15 protein-coding genes and 1 pseudogene are annotated in these 13,278 nt (G+C 61.3%); 12 read left to right on the top strand and 4 right to left on the bottom strand.

Annotated elements, in window-relative coordinates; translation table 11 throughout:
- Positions 1 to 84 precede the first annotated feature (84 nt).
- Positions 85 to 360 carry a polyhydroxyalkanoic acid system family protein gene (locus tag AB4O35_RS07920; RefSeq protein WP_049710422.1) on the bottom strand — a complete coding sequence of 92 codons (276 nt, stop codon included), beginning with the start codon at positions 358 to 360 and terminating at the stop codon, positions 85 to 87.
- 145 nt (positions 361 to 505) lie between these two features.
- Here AB4O35_RS07920 and ubiE point away from each other — a divergent pair, with 145 nt between their 5' ends.
- The 12 genes and pseudogenes from ubiE to AB4O35_RS07860 all read left to right on the top strand — a co-directional run bounded on the left by ubiE (position 506) and on the right by AB4O35_RS07860 (position 10,536).
- Positions 506 to 1,276: a bifunctional demethylmenaquinone methyltransferase/2-methoxy-6-polyprenyl-1,4-benzoquinol methylase UbiE gene (gene ubiE / locus AB4O35_RS07915; protein ID WP_003171186.1), complete on the top strand. Its 771-nt coding sequence runs from the start codon at positions 506 to 508 to the stop codon at positions 1,274 to 1,276.
- Positions 1,276 to 1,899, top strand: a complete 624-nt coding sequence (locus tag AB4O35_RS07910; protein WP_065875742.1) for a ubiquinone biosynthesis accessory factor UbiJ — start codon at positions 1,276 to 1,278, stop codon at positions 1,897 to 1,899. Before ubiE ends, AB4O35_RS07910 begins: the two co-directional genes overlap by 1 nt.
- Positions 1,896 to 3,500 carry a ubiquinone biosynthesis regulatory protein kinase UbiB gene (ubiB, locus tag AB4O35_RS07905; RefSeq protein ID WP_049710424.1) on the top strand — a complete coding sequence of 535 codons (1,605 nt, stop codon included), beginning with the start codon at positions 1,896 to 1,898 and terminating at the stop codon, positions 3,498 to 3,500. The genes AB4O35_RS07910 and ubiB overlap by 4 nt, the downstream gene beginning before the upstream one ends.
- Positions 3,501 to 3,541: 41 nt before the next feature.
- Positions 3,542 to 3,934, top strand: coding sequence for a phosphoribosyl-AMP cyclohydrolase (gene hisI / locus AB4O35_RS07900; protein ID WP_032893977.1), 393 nt, complete (start codon positions 3,542 to 3,544; stop codon positions 3,932 to 3,934).
- 2 nt (positions 3,935 to 3,936) lie between these two features.
- Positions 3,937 to 4,269, top strand: coding sequence for a phosphoribosyl-ATP diphosphatase (locus AB4O35_RS07895; protein WP_049710425.1), 333 nt, complete (start codon positions 3,937 to 3,939; stop codon positions 4,267 to 4,269).
- A 25-nt stretch (positions 4,270 to 4,294) separates the two neighbouring features.
- Positions 4,295 to 4,573, top strand: coding sequence for a twin-arginine translocase TatA/TatE family subunit (locus AB4O35_RS07890; RefSeq protein ID WP_065875744.1), 279 nt, complete (start codon positions 4,295 to 4,297; stop codon positions 4,571 to 4,573).
- A 10-nt stretch (positions 4,574 to 4,583) separates the two neighbouring features.
- Positions 4,584 to 4,988 (top strand): Sec-independent protein translocase protein TatB, encoded by a 405-nt coding sequence (tatB, locus tag AB4O35_RS07885; RefSeq protein WP_065875745.1) that lies wholly within the window; start codon positions 4,584 to 4,586, stop codon positions 4,986 to 4,988.
- Complete coding sequence (tatC, locus tag AB4O35_RS07880) at positions 4,985 to 5,776, top strand: twin-arginine translocase subunit TatC (RefSeq protein ID WP_049710428.1); 792 nt, start codon at positions 4,985 to 4,987, stop codon at positions 5,774 to 5,776. Before tatB ends, tatC begins: the two co-directional genes overlap by 4 nt.
- The gene (locus tag AB4O35_RS07875) at positions 5,773 to 6,480 is read left to right on the top strand and encodes a 16S rRNA (uracil(1498)-N(3))-methyltransferase (RefSeq protein WP_065879819.1); all 708 of its coding nucleotides are present in this window, start codon (positions 5,773 to 5,775) and stop codon (positions 6,478 to 6,480) included. The genes tatC and AB4O35_RS07875 overlap by 4 nt, the downstream gene beginning before the upstream one ends.
- Positions 6,481 to 6,583: 103 nt before the next feature.
- Positions 6,584 to 7,642 (top strand): annotated as a pseudogene (locus tag AB4O35_RS07870) (methyl-accepting chemotaxis protein); the annotation flags it as partial.
- Positions 7,628 to 8,500: a methyl-accepting chemotaxis protein gene (locus tag AB4O35_RS07865; RefSeq protein ID WP_460149649.1), complete on the top strand. Its 873-nt coding sequence runs from the start codon at positions 7,628 to 7,630 to the stop codon at positions 8,498 to 8,500. The pseudogene AB4O35_RS07870 and the gene AB4O35_RS07865, both read left to right, overlap by 15 nt.
- Positions 8,501 to 8,628: 128 nt before the next feature.
- The gene (locus AB4O35_RS07860) at positions 8,629 to 10,536 is read left to right on the top strand and encodes a methyl-accepting chemotaxis protein (protein ID WP_065875748.1); all 1,908 of its coding nucleotides are present in this window, start codon (positions 8,629 to 8,631) and stop codon (positions 10,534 to 10,536) included.
- Between the two features lie 16 nt (positions 10,537 to 10,552).
- On the opposite strand, the gene AB4O35_RS07855 is transcribed toward AB4O35_RS07860, so the two are convergent.
- The 3 genes from AB4O35_RS07855 to AB4O35_RS07845 form a co-directional block, all read right to left on the bottom strand.
- The gene (locus tag AB4O35_RS07855; protein WP_065945574.1) at positions 10,553 to 11,287 is read right to left on the bottom strand and encodes an amino acid ABC transporter ATP-binding protein; all 735 of its coding nucleotides are present in this window, start codon (positions 11,285 to 11,287) and stop codon (positions 10,553 to 10,555) included.
- Positions 11,280 to 12,239: an amino acid ABC transporter permease gene (locus AB4O35_RS07850; RefSeq protein ID WP_065879817.1), complete on the bottom strand. Its 960-nt coding sequence runs from the start codon at positions 12,237 to 12,239 to the stop codon at positions 11,280 to 11,282. The genes AB4O35_RS07855 and AB4O35_RS07850 overlap by 8 nt, the downstream gene beginning before the upstream one ends.
- Positions 12,240 to 12,372: 133 nt before the next feature.
- On the bottom strand, positions 12,373 to 13,170 hold the full coding sequence (locus tag AB4O35_RS07845; RefSeq protein WP_065945575.1) for a transporter substrate-binding domain-containing protein: 798 nt from the start codon (positions 13,168 to 13,170) through the stop codon (positions 12,373 to 12,375).
- Positions 13,171 to 13,278 lie beyond the last annotated feature (108 nt).

The raw sequence follows: 13,278 nt of genomic DNA, 5'->3' as shown, positions 1-13,278 counted from the left end.
GGTGGAGGAACGGCCCACAGGAGTTGAGGGCTTGGGCACAAAGTAGGGTGAAAAATTAGAATCGGCACCCTAAGAACGAGCGGATCACGCCAGCGCCTTATCCAGCGCCTTTTCAATTTCAGACTTGATGGTGCCGCTCATGGCCGACATCAACAGGCCCAGCTCCACATCAATGCGTAAAGAATCATCGGCCACTACTACCGTGCCTTTCACCCCAGAACGCTTGAGGTTCAAGGTGTCCCCGGACCATGACGGCTCGAGGCCATATTGCTCCTTGAGTTTTTGCGCCAACTTGTCGGCCTTTGCCCGTGCGCCTTCTTTACCCAGGGAATGTGCACGCTCAACGGTTATACGGGCCATTGCAATGACTCCTCTTTATAGCGACGTTGTAAACCTTCCATGCGGCAAAAGGTCTCTGTGATGACCTATCTTACCTGCAGCCTTGCCAAGACAAAGCAGGCCTTGGGGATTATCATGTCCCGCATTCTCTTTTGGTGACAGCGATATGACTGATCAGCGCAAAGGCAGCGATGCCGAACCCACCACTCACTTCGGCTTCAAGAACGTCCCGGAAAGCCAAAAAGCGGAAAAAGTCGCTGAGGTGTTCCACTCTGTAGCCGCCAAGTACGACCTGATGAACGACGTGCTGTCGGGCGGTATGCACCGCCTGTGGAAGCGCTTCACCATCGAGTTGTCGGGTGTACGCACCGGCAATCGCGTGTTGGATATCGCCGGCGGCACGGGCGACCTGGCAGCGAAGTTCTCCAAGCTCGTTGGCCCGACCGGCCAGGTGGTGTTGGCGGACATCAACGGTTCGATGCTCAAGGTCGGTCGCGACCGCCTGCTCGACAAAGGCGTGGCCGGCAATATCGAGTTCGTCCAGGCCGACGCTGAAAAGCTGCCGTTCCCCGACAACCATTTCGACTGCGTGACCATCGCTTTCGGCCTGCGCAACGTGACCCACAAGGAAGACGCAATCCGCTCGATGCTGCGCGTGCTCAAGCCGGGCGGCCGCCTGTTGGTACTGGAGTTCTCCAAGCCGACCAACGCGCTGATGTCCAAGGTCTACGACACCTACTCGTTCGCCTTCATGCCGTTGATGGGCAAGCTGATCACCAATGACGCCGAGAGCTACCGCTACCTGGCTGAATCGATCCGCATGCACCCTGACCAGGAAACCCTCAAGTCGATGATGGTAGAGGCCGGCTTCGACCGCGTGACTTACCACAACATGACCTCGGGTATCGTCGCGCTGCACCGTGGCATCAAGCCCTGATGTTGTTCGCCGGTCTTCTCGCCAGCGTCGAACACGGCCTCAACCGTGTACTGCGCCTGGACAGCACCGCGCTGGCGCGGCTTGCGCACCTCAACGGCAAAGTCATTGCCGTCGATTGCCGCAGCCCCGCCCTGCAGCTATTTATCCTGCCCAGCGATGAAGGCCTGATGCTTGCGAGCCAATGGGCCGCCGAGGCCGATTGCACCTTGCGTGCGCCGGCATCGAGCCTGTTGCACCTGGCCCTGAGTCGCAACAAGACCGCCATCCTGCACAGTGCCGAAGTGGAGCTGGAAGGCGACAGCGCGGCGCTGATGGACCTGGCCGCCGTGTTGCAAGACCTGGAACTGGACTGGGAATACGAGCTCTCCCGCTGGATCGGCCCCGTGGCCACCCAGTTGATCAGCGGACACCTGCGCAGCAGGTCGCGTTGGTACCAGCAAGGGTTCGCCAGCCTGAACCAGAACCTCGCCGAATACCTGAGCGAAGAATCGCGCACCCTGGTCGGAGAACGGGAAGCGCAAGCGCGCTTTCGTGAACTCGACAAGGCCAAAATCGACCTGGAACGCCTTGAGGCACGCTTCGAGCGCCTGAGCCGTTCCCTTGATCCAAGCGATAACGCATGAAGCTGCTTGCCGTCCGCCGTTTGTTTCGTATCCAGCGCGTTGTAATCCGCTACCGCCTTGATGACCTGCTGTTCGCCCTGCCCCTGCCGTGGTTCCTGCTTGCCGTGCGCTATGTGCTGCCATGGCGTTGGTTCCCGCGTAAACAGCTGGAGCTCAGCCGGGGCGCACGCCTGCGCCTGGCCTTGCAGGACCTGGGGCCGATCTTTATCAAGTTCGGGCAGATCCTCTCGACCCGTCGCGACTTGTTGCCGGAAGACATCGCCGACGAGCTGATGCTGCTGCAGGACCGCGTGCCACCCTTCGATTCCCAGCAATCAATGAAGCTGATCGAAGAGCAGCTTGGCAAGAAGATCAGCGAAGTCTTCAGCCGCTTCGACGTCGAGCCACTGGCCTCGGCCTCGGTCGCGCAAGTGCACGCAGCGCAGCTCAAAACCGGCGAGGAAGTGGTGGTGAAGGTGATCCGCCCAGGCCTCAAGCCGATCATCGGGCAAGACTTGGCGTGGTTGTTCATCCTCGCCCGCGCCGCCGAGCGTTTCAGCGCCGATGCGCGACTGCTGCACCCGGTGGACGTGGTCGCCGACTACGAAAAAACCATCTACGACGAACTCGACCTGCTGCGCGAAGCGGCCAACGCCAGCCAGCTCAAGCGCAACTTCGAAGGCTCGCCGTTGCTGTACGTGCCGCAAGTGTATTGGGACTGGTGCCGGCCCAAAGTCCTGGTGATGGAGCGCATCTATGGTGTACAGGTCACCGACCTTGCGACCCTGGCCGACCAGCGCACCGATATGAAGATGCTCGCCGAGCGCGGCGTGGAAATTTTCTTCACCCAGGTGTTCCGTGACAGTTTCTTCCACGCCGACATGCACCCGGGCAACATCTTCGTCAGCACCGTCAACCCGTGGAGCCCGCAGTACATTGCGATCGACTGCGGTATCGTCGGCAGCCTGACCCCGGAGGACCAGGACTACTTGGCGCGTAACCTGTTTGCCTTCTTCAAGCGTGACTATCGCCGCGTGGCGCAGTTGCACATCGACTCGGGCTGGGTACCGGCAGAAACCAAACTCAACGAATTCGAGGCGGCGATCCGCACCGTGTGCGAGCCGATCTTTGAAAAACCGTTAAAAGATATTTCATTCGGCCAGGTGCTGATGCGCCTGTTCCAGACCGCGCGGCGCTTCAATATGGAAGTGCAGCCGCAGCTGGTGCTGTTGCAAAAAACCCTGCTGAACATCGAAGGCCTGGGCCGCCAGCTGTACCCGGACCTCGACCTATGGAACACCGCCCAACCGTTCCTGGAGCGCTGGATGCGCGAGCGGATGAGCCCGAAAACCGTGCTGGGCAACCTGCACAGCCAGATGGAACAACTGCCGCACCTGGCCAACATGACCCGCGACTTGTTGGAGCGCATGTCCCAGCCCCACGCCAAGGACCCGGCGCCGCCATGGCAGAAACGCAAGGACGACTGGTTCCTGCGCCTGCTGGGTGCAGCCCATCTGGTCGGCGGCGTAATGCTGGCGATTGGGGGGCCACTGAACCAACTGGGGCACTGGCCGGCTGGCATCATGGTCGCCGTGGGTGTTTATCTGATCGTGCGTCGATAGCCAATCCGGTTATACACTGTCGCAAATTGCCGGAGCCGAACATGAAAGACTGGCTGGACGAGATCAAGTGGGACAGTGACGGCCTGGTGCCGGCCATTGCCCAGGACTACAAGACCGGGCGCGTGCTGATGATGGCCTGGATGAACCGCGAGGCCCTGAGCCTCACTGCCGCTGAGCAGCGCGCCATCTACTGGTCACGCTCGCGTGGCAAACTGTGGCGCAAGGGCGAAGAGTCCGGGCACGTGCAAACCTTGCACGAGCTACGCCTGGACTGCGACGCCGACGTGGTGATCCTCAAGGTCGAGCAGATCGGCGGCATCGCTTGCCATACCGGCCGTCACAGCTGCTTCTATCGCGTGTTCGAGAATGGCGAATGGAAGATCGTCGAGCCGGTACTCAAAGACCCGCACGCCATCTACCCGGCAGGACACTAGACATGAGCGATACCCTGAACCGTGTGGCCCAGGTGCTGGAGGACCGCAAAGGTGCGGACGCCGACAGCTCCTACGTCGCCAGCCTGTATCACAAGGGCCTGAACAAGATTCTGGAAAAACTCGGCGAAGAATCCGTCGAGACCATCATCGCGGCCAAAGACGCGCAAATCAGCGGCGACTGCAGCGATGTGATCTACGAAACCGCCGACCTTTGGTTCCACAGCCTGGTCATGCTCGCCCAACTGGGCCAGCATCCGCAGGCTGTACTGGATGAACTGGACCGTCGCTTTGGCTTGTCCGGGCATGCCGAAAAGGCTTCGCGTCCGTCCACTTGAATAACGTTGACTGAGGATTTGCAGCATGGGCATTTTTGACTGGAAACACTGGATCGTCATTCTGGTGGTCGTGGTACTGGTGTTCGGCACCAAGAAACTCAAAAACCTCGGCACCGACGTGGGCGAGTCGATCAAGGGCTTTCGCAAAGCCATGAACGACGATGAAAAACCGGCAGACCCGGTCGCCAACCCGGTACCACCGGCCCAGCCTGTGCACCCGCAGGCCACCCAGCCGATCACCGAGCGTCGTACCTTCGACGTGCAGGCTGAGAAAGTCGAAGAGCCGACCCGCAAAGACTCGTGAGCACTGACTAATGTTTGGTATCAGCTTCTCTGAACTGCTGCTTGTCGGCCTCGTGGCCTTGCTGGTATTGGGGCCGGAACGCCTGCCCGGAGCAGCGCGCACGGCCGGCCTGTGGATCGGGCGCCTGAAACGCAGTTTCAACGCCATCAAACAGGAAGTTGAACGGGAAATCGGCGCGGACGAGATTCGTCGGCAACTGCACAACGAGCACATTCTGTCGTTGGAACAGGAGGCGCGGAAGATTCTGTCGCCCGTGCAGGAGCCCGCCAAACCGGCGCAGCCTGTGGCCGAACACAGCATCGCGCCCGCCGCTGAAACCGCCCCCGTGGCAACGACCGCGCCAACCGAGCCTGCGCCGACGCCCGTTGCGTCGCCCGCGCCCCATGACCCTACATTGCCGCCGCGAGCCCCATGAGCGCTGATAAACCGGAAAACGACCAGCATATGCCGCTGGTCTCGCACCTCACTGAGCTGCGTACCCGCCTGCTGCGTTGCGTAGCGGCCATCTTCATCATATTTGCCGGGTTGTTCGCCTTTACCCAGCAGATCTACACCTTTGTCTCGACGCCACTGCGCCAGTACCTGCCGGCCGGCGCGACGATGATCGCCACCGATGTGTCGTCGCCGTTCCTTACGCCGTTGAAGCTGACCATGATGGTCTCGCTGTTCCTGGCGATCCCGGTGATCCTGCACCAGATCTGGGGCTTTATCGCACCGGGCCTGTACAAGCATGAGAAGCGCATCGCCGTGCCGTTGCTGGTGTCGAGCATCCTGCTGTTTTACACCGGCATGGCGTTCGCCTACTTCCTGGTGTTCCCGCTGATCTTCAAGTTCTTCGCCGCTGCCACCCCGGCCGGCGTGGAGATGATGACCGACATCACCAGCTACCTCGACTTCGTGATGACGTTGTTCTTCGCCTTTGGCGTGGCCTTCGAAATCCCGGTGGCCGTGGTGCTGCTGGTGTGGATCGGCGTGGTCAACGTGGCGTACCTGAAGAAGATCCGCCCCTACGTGATCATCGGCTGCTTCGTGGTCGGCATGATCCTCACGCCGCCGGATATCTTCTCCCAGACCCTGCTGGCCGTGCCGATGTGGATGCTGTTCGAAATTGGCATCCTGTTCAGCGGCTTGATCAGCAAGCGCGGCGAACACCCGGATGATCAACCCGCCGACGACGACCAGCCGCCAGCGACCCAGCCGTGAACCTGCTGCTGCTGGAAGAGGCCGATTTTATTACGGCTGACCGCGTGGTGCTGCGCGATCGACGCCTGGTGCATATGCAGGAAGTCCACCGCGCCGCCGTCGGCGACAGCCTGCGCGTCGGCCGTATCGGCGGACTGATGGGCAATGCGCAGTTGCTGCGCCTGGACGCCGGTGAAGCCGAGCTGCAAGTGAGCGTCGACCAGCCGCCACCGGCCAAACTGCCGCTGACCCTGTTGCTGGCCCTGCCGCGCCCGAAAATGCTGCGCCGGGTGCTGCAGACCGTGGCCGCCATGGGCGTGCCCAAGGTGGTGTTGGTCAACAGCTACCGGGTCGAAAAGAGCTTCTGGCAAACCCCATTCCTGGAGCCCGAGGCGATTCGCGAGCAACTGATCCTGGGCCTGGAACAGGCGCGGGACACGGTGCTGCCCGAGATCGTGATCGAAAAGCGCTTCAAACCGTTCGTCGAAGACCGCCTGCCGGCCATGACCGAAGGCACCCTGGGCCTGATCGGCCACCCCGGCGATTACCCGGCCTGCCCGCGTGGGCTGGCTGAGCCGGTGACCCTGGCGATTGGCCCGGAAGGCGGTTGGATCCCCTACGAAGTGGACTTGCTGGCCAAGGCCGGCATGCAGCCCGTGCAACTCGGCGCGCGCATCCTGCGCGTCGAAACCGCCGTCACAGCCTTGCTCGCTCGCCTCTTCTAACACCAAGCCCGCTCACTACAAAATCCTCATTTCCTACAGATATCTCCCCGACAGCCGATAGCCTTCGAATAAGTCCAAGCCTTGTTCCAGGGGAGTTTGCAGCATGTATCGATGGTTAGCCGAAAAGCTGGGGAATGTCAGTGTCAAAACCAAGCTGGGCGTGGGCTTCGGGCTGGTATTGCTGCTGACGCTGATGATCACGCTCACCGGCTGGACCGGGCTCTCCGGCGTGATCAGTCGCGGTGACAAACTGGGGTACATCGCCAGCCTCAACGACCTGAGCAAGGACTTGCGCATAGCGCGCCTGGATTTTGAAATGCGCCGTGGCGAACAGGGGCCGACGGCGGTCAATGGTTTTCTCGGCCAACTGGAAAGCGGTCTGAAAACCGCACGGGCACTCATTGAGCAGCCCGCTGACATTGCCTTGATCGATGATCAACTCGCGGCGGTCGACCAGTACAAGCGCGCATTCGACGCCATGGTGCAGGCCGGTGCCAACCGGGAAAACGCCCGTAGCAAATTGGGCGATACGGCCGACAACGCAGTGGCCAAGGTGGGTGAGGTTGAAAAAGCCCTGCTGCAAGGTGACAGCGTCAGCCTGTTCAACAGCCTTGTCGATTTGAGCAAGTTGATCCAGCAAGCCCGCTTCCAGGTGCGTGGCTACACCTACAGCGGCAAGGTCGAGGCCGAGCAGCCAGCGCTGGACGCCATCGACAACGCCTTGAAGAAAATCACCACCCTCAATGGCCAGCTACCCGAGCAATATACAAACAACCTGCAACAGGCCAGCGTATCGCTGCAAGCCTACCGCGCCGCGGTGAGCCAATACCGTGACTCTCAGGTCGCCAGCGCCGGCGCCTTGAAAATCATGGCCAGCCAAGGCGATATACTGCTGGACCGCAGTAACAAACTGACTGCCTCGCAAACGGTCGTGCGCGATACCGATGCCGCACACGCCAAACAACTGTTGCTATTGGCCACCACACTCGCGCTGATCTTCGGCCTGGTCGCCGCGTGGGCCATCACCCGCCAGATCATCATCCCGCTGAACCAGACTCTCCAGGTGGCCGAGCGCGTGGCCTCGGGCGACCTGAGCCACAACCTGATCTCCCTGCGCCAGGACGAACTGGGCCAACTGCAACGGGCCATGCAAAGCATGACGGTCGGCCTGCGTGAACTGATTGGTGGTATCAGCGACGGCGTCACCCAAATTGCCAGCGCCGCCGAACAGCTGTCCGCCGTGACTGAGCAAACCAGCGCCGGGGTCAACAGCCAGAAGGTCGAGACCGACCAGGTCGCCACTGCCATGAACGAAATGGCCGCCACCGTGCAGGAAGTGGCGCGCAACGCCGAGGAAGCCTCCGAAGCCGCCGTGGCCGCAGACCAGCAAGCCCGTGAAGGCGACAAAGTGGTCGGCGAAGCCATCTCTCAGATCGAACGCCTGGCCACGGAAGTCGGCAACTCCACCGTCGCCATGGGCGACCTGAAGCGCGAAAGCGACAAGATCGGCAGCGTGCTCGACGTGATCAAGTCGGTGGCCCAGCAAACCAACCTGCTGGCCCTCAACGCCGCGATTGAAGCCGCGCGCGCCGGTGAAGCCGGGCGTGGCTTTGCGGTGGTGGCCGATGAAGTGCGCAGCCTGGCCCAACGTACGCAGAAGTCCACCGAAGAGATCGAAGAGCTGATTGTCGGCCTGCAAAACGGTACCCAACAGGTGGCGACCATCATGGATAACAGCCGTGGCCTGACCGACAGCAGCGTTGAACTGACCCGCCGTGCCGGCAGCGCCTTGGCGAACATCACCCGCACGGTCTCGACCATCCAGGCAATGAACTCGCAGATCGCCACCGCCGCCGAGCAACAAAGCGCCGTGGCTGAAGAGATCAATCGCAGCGTACTGAACGTGCGCGATGTGTCGGAACAAACCTCTTCGGCCAGTGAAGAAACCGCCGCGTCCAGTGCTGAACTGGCACGCCTGGGCATCTACTTGCAGACGCTGGTCGGACGTTTCCGTATCTGATCGGTCCTACGCGGCGGCCAGTCGAGGCCGCCGCAACTTGTGAAACTTCCTACGCAGTTATCAGCCCGCCATCACCCCGAATCGATTTAGCGTTGGTCTACGCGCTTTTTCAGATTTGGAGGTTCACCATGTTTCCTCGGCTGACTCGCTTGCTGGTCAACGCCAGCGTCCGTCTCAAACTCGCCCTGGGCTTTGGCCAGGTGCTGGTCCTCAGCCTCGTCATCGCCATGACCGGCTGGCAGGCCCTGAATGACGTACTTCTGCGCTCAAGCAACTTGTCGACACTGGGCCAACTGGCGGCTGTCGCGGAGGCCATGCGCGCCGACCGTATCGTGTACCGCACCCTCACGGACACCGCCAGCCTGAGCAAGATGGCGCAACAGATTGAAACCATCGACCAGCATCTGCGCGATCTGGCAAACCACCTGGAGGACCCGGCCGAACTGCGGCGCGTCCAGGAAGCGGAACGCCTGGTGGCCAGTTTCAAAGCCGCGCTCGTCGAACTGCCGCCCTTGATCGAACGGCGCAACAACACCCGCCCCCCGCTCCACGCGATCGCGCTGCAGGCCAGCGACACCCTCGCGCAGCTGGCCAGCGAACTGCCTGACCAGCAAGACCAGCAAGCACTGGATGCGATTGAAAACCTGCGCCAAGTCATGGAGCAGGCCGAGGATCGCGCCCAGAGTCCCGCCTGGGCGGCCGAAACGTTGCAAGCCTACGCCGACGCCGTCAACAACACCCTCGACGCCCTGGACGTTGCTCAGGCCGCCGTGACCCGCCTGCCCGTGGATTCGGCCCTGCTCAAAACCGACCTGGCGAACTATCGCACGCGCCTCCTCACACTCAAGGAAGCCCAGCTCACCACGGAGACCGTACAGAACCGATTTGAACAACAACTCAACCAGTTGCTGGAACACAATGAGTGGCTGAGCCAAAGCCAAACCGCCAAGCGCGACAGTGAGGCTGGGCAAACCCGCAGATTGCTCGCGGGGGTCACGGCGGCCGCGTTGTTACTGGGTGCCTTCGCCGCTTGGTGGATCGCCCGGCAGATCGCTGTTCCGCTGCGAGAAATCCTCACCGCCGCCCACCGTGTCGCCGACGGCGACTTGAGCCACGACATCCCGGTGGAACGGCGCGACGAACTGGGCCAATTGCAGCAAAGCATCGGGCAAATGACCCGCAACCTGCGCAGCCTGATCAGCAGTATTAGCGACAGCGCCCGGCAGATCGCCAGCGCCGCCACGCAGCTCTCAGCCGTCACCGAGCAGACCCGCGCCGGGATCAATGATCAGAAAGACGAAACAGACCAGATGGCCACAGCGATGAATGAAATGCTCGCCACCGCCCAAGAAGTCGCACGACATGCCGAACACGCGTCGGCGGCGGCCAATGAGGCCGATCAACAAGCCACCGCCGGGGACAAGGTGGTCGGGCAGGCGGTGGAGCAGATAGGCCATCTGGCCCATGAAATGGCGCGCTCCAGCCAGGCGATGATTGCATTGCAACGCGAGAGCCAAAAAATCGGAGGTGTGCTGGACGTCATCAAGTCGGTGTCTCAGCAGACCAATCTGCTGGCCCTGAACGCGGCCATTGAAGCAGCACGTGCGGGTACGGCTGGCGAAGGGTTTGCCGTAGTCGCCGATGAAGTCCGCAGCCTCGCCTTGCGCACGCAGGCGTCCGCTGAAGAAATCGAGGGCCTGATCTGCGGCCTGCACACCGGCACCCAACAGGTGGCAGACATTATGGACGGCAGCCGCGCGTTGACCGACAACAGTGTCGACCTGAGCCGCGATGCAGGCGGTGCATTGGCAGCCATTATCCGTACGGTCTCGATCATCCAGGAAATGAACCCGCAGATCGCCGCTGCCGCCGAGCAACAAAGTGCCGTGGCCGAGGAAATAAATCGCAGCGTGATGAAAGTGCGGGACGTGTCGGAGCAAACCGCGGCCGCCAGCGAGGAAACGGCGGTGGCCAGTGTTCAGTTGAAGCGGTTGAGCCTGGACCTGCAGACACTGGTCGACAGGTTCCGGCTCTGACCTGTGGCGTGCGACATCAGAGGACTTGGCGCAGGAACGCCTGGGCCCTAGGGTCTTTGGGCGCAGCGAAGAACTCGGCCGGGGCCGCGTCTTCCAACAACTTGCCATGGTCGAAAAACAGCACGCGGTCGGCCACTTCACGGGCAAAGCCCATTTCGTGGGTGACGCAGACCATGGTCATGCCTTCCAGGGCCAGGGTCTTCATCACGTCCAGCACCTCGCCGACCATTTCCGGGTCGAGCGCGGAAGTGGGCTCATCAAAGAGCATCACCTTGGGCTCCATCGCCAGGGCTCGGGCAATCGCGACCCGCTGTTGCTGGCCCCCGGACAAGCGGGATGGAAATTCATTGGCCTTTTGCGCGATACCGACCTTCTCCAGCAGCGCCAGGGCCTTGGTCTCACGCTCCTGCTTGCCGCGCTTGCGCACGACTTTCTGCGCCAGGCACAGGTTTTCCAGCACAGTCATGTGAGGGAACAGGTTGAAGTGCTGGAACACCATGCCAACTTCACGGCGGTAGGCGTTGACGTCGGTTTTCGGATCAGCCAGTTGCAGGCCGTCGATGCTGACCGAGCCGGAGTCGAACTCCTCAAGGCCATTAAGGCAACGCAGGAAGGTCGACTTGCCGGAGCCCGACGGGCCGATCACCACCAGCACTTCGCCCTTGGCCACCTGGGTGGTGACGTGGTCCACCGCGCGCACCACTTGGCCGCGGGTGTCGAAGATTTTTACCAGATCGCGGACTTCAATCACTTTGCGCGAGCCTCCGCTCAAGCCGACTGGCGATTTTCGACAGCGGCAGGTTGATCAGCAGGTACAGGCCTGCGACGCAGAACAGGATTTCAAACGGCGAGAACGAAGTGGTGATCACTTCGCGGCCGCTCTTGAGCAGTTCGGTAATCGCGATCACCGACACCAGGGAAGTGTCCTTTACCAGGCTGATAAATTGCCCGGCCAACGGCGGCAGCACGCGCTTGAACGCCTGCGGCAATACCACATGGCGCATCGACTGGCTGGCGCTCAGGCCCAGGGAGCGAGCGGCTTCGTTCTGGCCACGGGTGATGGACTGCACGCCAGCGCGCACGATTTCCGCCACATACGCGCCAGTGAACAGCGACAGCGCGGCGATCCCGGCGAATTCCCGGGACAGGTTGAGTACCGTGCCGATAAAGAAATAGAAAATGAAGATTTGCACCAACAGCGGCGTGCCGCGCACCAGTTCGACGTAGATCGTCGACAGATCGCGCAGGGTCGGGTTATTGGAGAGCCGGCACAAGCCGGTCGCCAGCCCGATCGCCAGCCCGAGGATGCCGGATACCACCGACAGCCACAGCGTGGTCCACAACCCCCACATCAACGGGCCCAACGCCCAATGCCGAGTCACGCCCACCACGTCGCCTTCGGCCACATCGTCGCCACGCGCCACTTGCAGGCTGTTGTCGGCAACGGTCAGCTTTTGCTCGGCACCCGCGTCGCTGCGCAGGGTCACTTCAGCCACATCGCCTTTGCGCACCAACTCGACAACCGTGGAGATGTCGGCGGCACGCTGGGACGTCTCAGCCTGGTAGACGAAGTATTGCGGCACGCGGTTCCAACGCCACTCGTAGGACATCAGCGAGGTGGCGTAGTACAAGGCGCCAGCCAGGCCGACCAGCACGACCACGGTCAGCAGGTGCCAGGGCCATTGGGCTTTTTTCTGTTTCATTTCACTTTCCGGGGGTGTGTATCGCCTGGCAGGCCGTCATCGCGGGCAAGCCCGCTCCCACATTTTGATTTGTGAACACCGTTAAATGTGGGAGCTGGCTTGCCTGCGATGCAGGCAACTCGGTCTTGAGACCTTATTCCATATCCTTGAGCCAGTCGGAGCTCTTGAACCACTTGTCATGGATACGATCGTAGGTGCCGTCGTTGCGGATCTGGTGCAGGAAGTTGTTGATGAAGTTGATGCTGTCGTAGTCGCCTTTTTTCAGGCCAAACGCCAGGGGTTCGAAGGTGAACGGGTCTTCGAGGAACACCAGCTTGCCGTTACCGACTTTCTTCTCGGCAACCACGTTGTACGGTGCGTCATACACAAAGGCATCGGCCTTGCCGTTGACCACGTCCAGCACGCCTTCCTGCTCGTTGTCGTAGCCGTGGTACTTGGCCTTGGAGATCAGCTTCTTGGCGACCATCTCGCCCGTGGTACCCAGCTTGGAGGTCAGGCGGTATTTCTCGTCGTTCAGGTCTTTGTAGGACTTGATGGTGCCTTCCAGCTCCTTGCGAATCAGCAGGGTCTGGCCGACCACGATGAAGGGGTCGCTGAAGTTCAGGCGCAGGTTGCGTTCCTGGGTCAGGGTCATGCCGCTGCCGATCATGTCGAACTTGCCGGTCAGGAAGGCCGGGATGATGCCGTCATAGCCAGTGGATACCAGCTCCAGCTTGACGCCCATGGACTTGGCCATGGCCTTGAGGATGTCGACTTCGAAGCCGATGATTTCACCGCGCTTGTCGGTCATTTCGAACGGCATGTAGGTCGGGTCCATGCCGACTTTCAGCGTACCGCGCTTGACCGCATCATCGATTGCGCCGGCCTGGGCCGCGTTGGCCGCGACCAGCGCGGTGACGCCAAGCAGCAGCATCGAAAGATACTTCTTCATCATCAAGTCCCCTGAACGAATCTTGTAAGGTCGGCGCGCAAAAGGGCTGCACCATTTCGGGGTGCGATCCTAACCCACTCGCCTCCCGCCACAAAGGTTTCACGGCTA

It is taken from the genome of Pseudomonas sp. H1_A03 (assembly GCF_054685145.1).
Note: the sequence above shows the minus strand (reverse complement) of the source record. Positions and strands in the feature narration are given on the sequence as shown.

Excerpts from the sequence above, each read along its gene's own strand:
- hisI (WP_032893977.1), top strand. The coding sequence starts at position 3,542 with ATGAAAGACTGGCTGGACGAGATCAAGTGGGACAGTGACGGCCTGGTG.
- AB4O35_RS07910 (WP_065875742.1), top strand. The coding sequence starts at position 1,276 with ATGTTGTTCGCCGGTCTTCTCGCCAGCGTCGAACACGGCCTCAACCGT.
- AB4O35_RS07850 (WP_065879817.1), bottom strand. The coding sequence starts at position 12,239 with ATGAAACAGAAAAAAGCCCAATGGCCCTGGCACCTGCTGACCGTGGTC.
- AB4O35_RS07920 (WP_049710422.1), bottom strand. The coding sequence starts at position 360 with ATGGCCCGTATAACCGTTGAGCGTGCACATTCCCTGGGTAAAGAAGGC.
- AB4O35_RS07860 (WP_065875748.1), top strand. The coding sequence starts at position 8,629 with ATGTTTCCTCGGCTGACTCGCTTGCTGGTCAACGCCAGCGTCCGTCTC.
- ubiE (WP_003171186.1), top strand. The coding sequence starts at position 506 with ATGACTGATCAGCGCAAAGGCAGCGATGCCGAACCCACCACTCACTTC.
- AB4O35_RS07845 (WP_065945575.1), bottom strand. The coding sequence starts at position 13,170 with ATGAAGAAGTATCTTTCGATGCTGCTGCTTGGCGTCACCGCGCTGGTC.
- ubiB (WP_049710424.1), top strand. The coding sequence starts at position 1,896 with ATGAAGCTGCTTGCCGTCCGCCGTTTGTTTCGTATCCAGCGCGTTGTA.
- tatB (WP_065875745.1), top strand. The coding sequence starts at position 4,584 with ATGTTTGGTATCAGCTTCTCTGAACTGCTGCTTGTCGGCCTCGTGGCC.
- AB4O35_RS07865 (WP_460149649.1), top strand. The coding sequence starts at position 7,628 with ATGCAAAGCATGACGGTCGGCCTGCGTGAACTGATTGGTGGTATCAGC.
- AB4O35_RS07895 (WP_049710425.1), top strand. The coding sequence starts at position 3,937 with ATGAGCGATACCCTGAACCGTGTGGCCCAGGTGCTGGAGGACCGCAAA.
- tatC (WP_049710428.1), top strand. The coding sequence starts at position 4,985 with ATGAGCGCTGATAAACCGGAAAACGACCAGCATATGCCGCTGGTCTCG.
- AB4O35_RS07890 (WP_065875744.1), top strand. The coding sequence starts at position 4,295 with ATGGGCATTTTTGACTGGAAACACTGGATCGTCATTCTGGTGGTCGTG.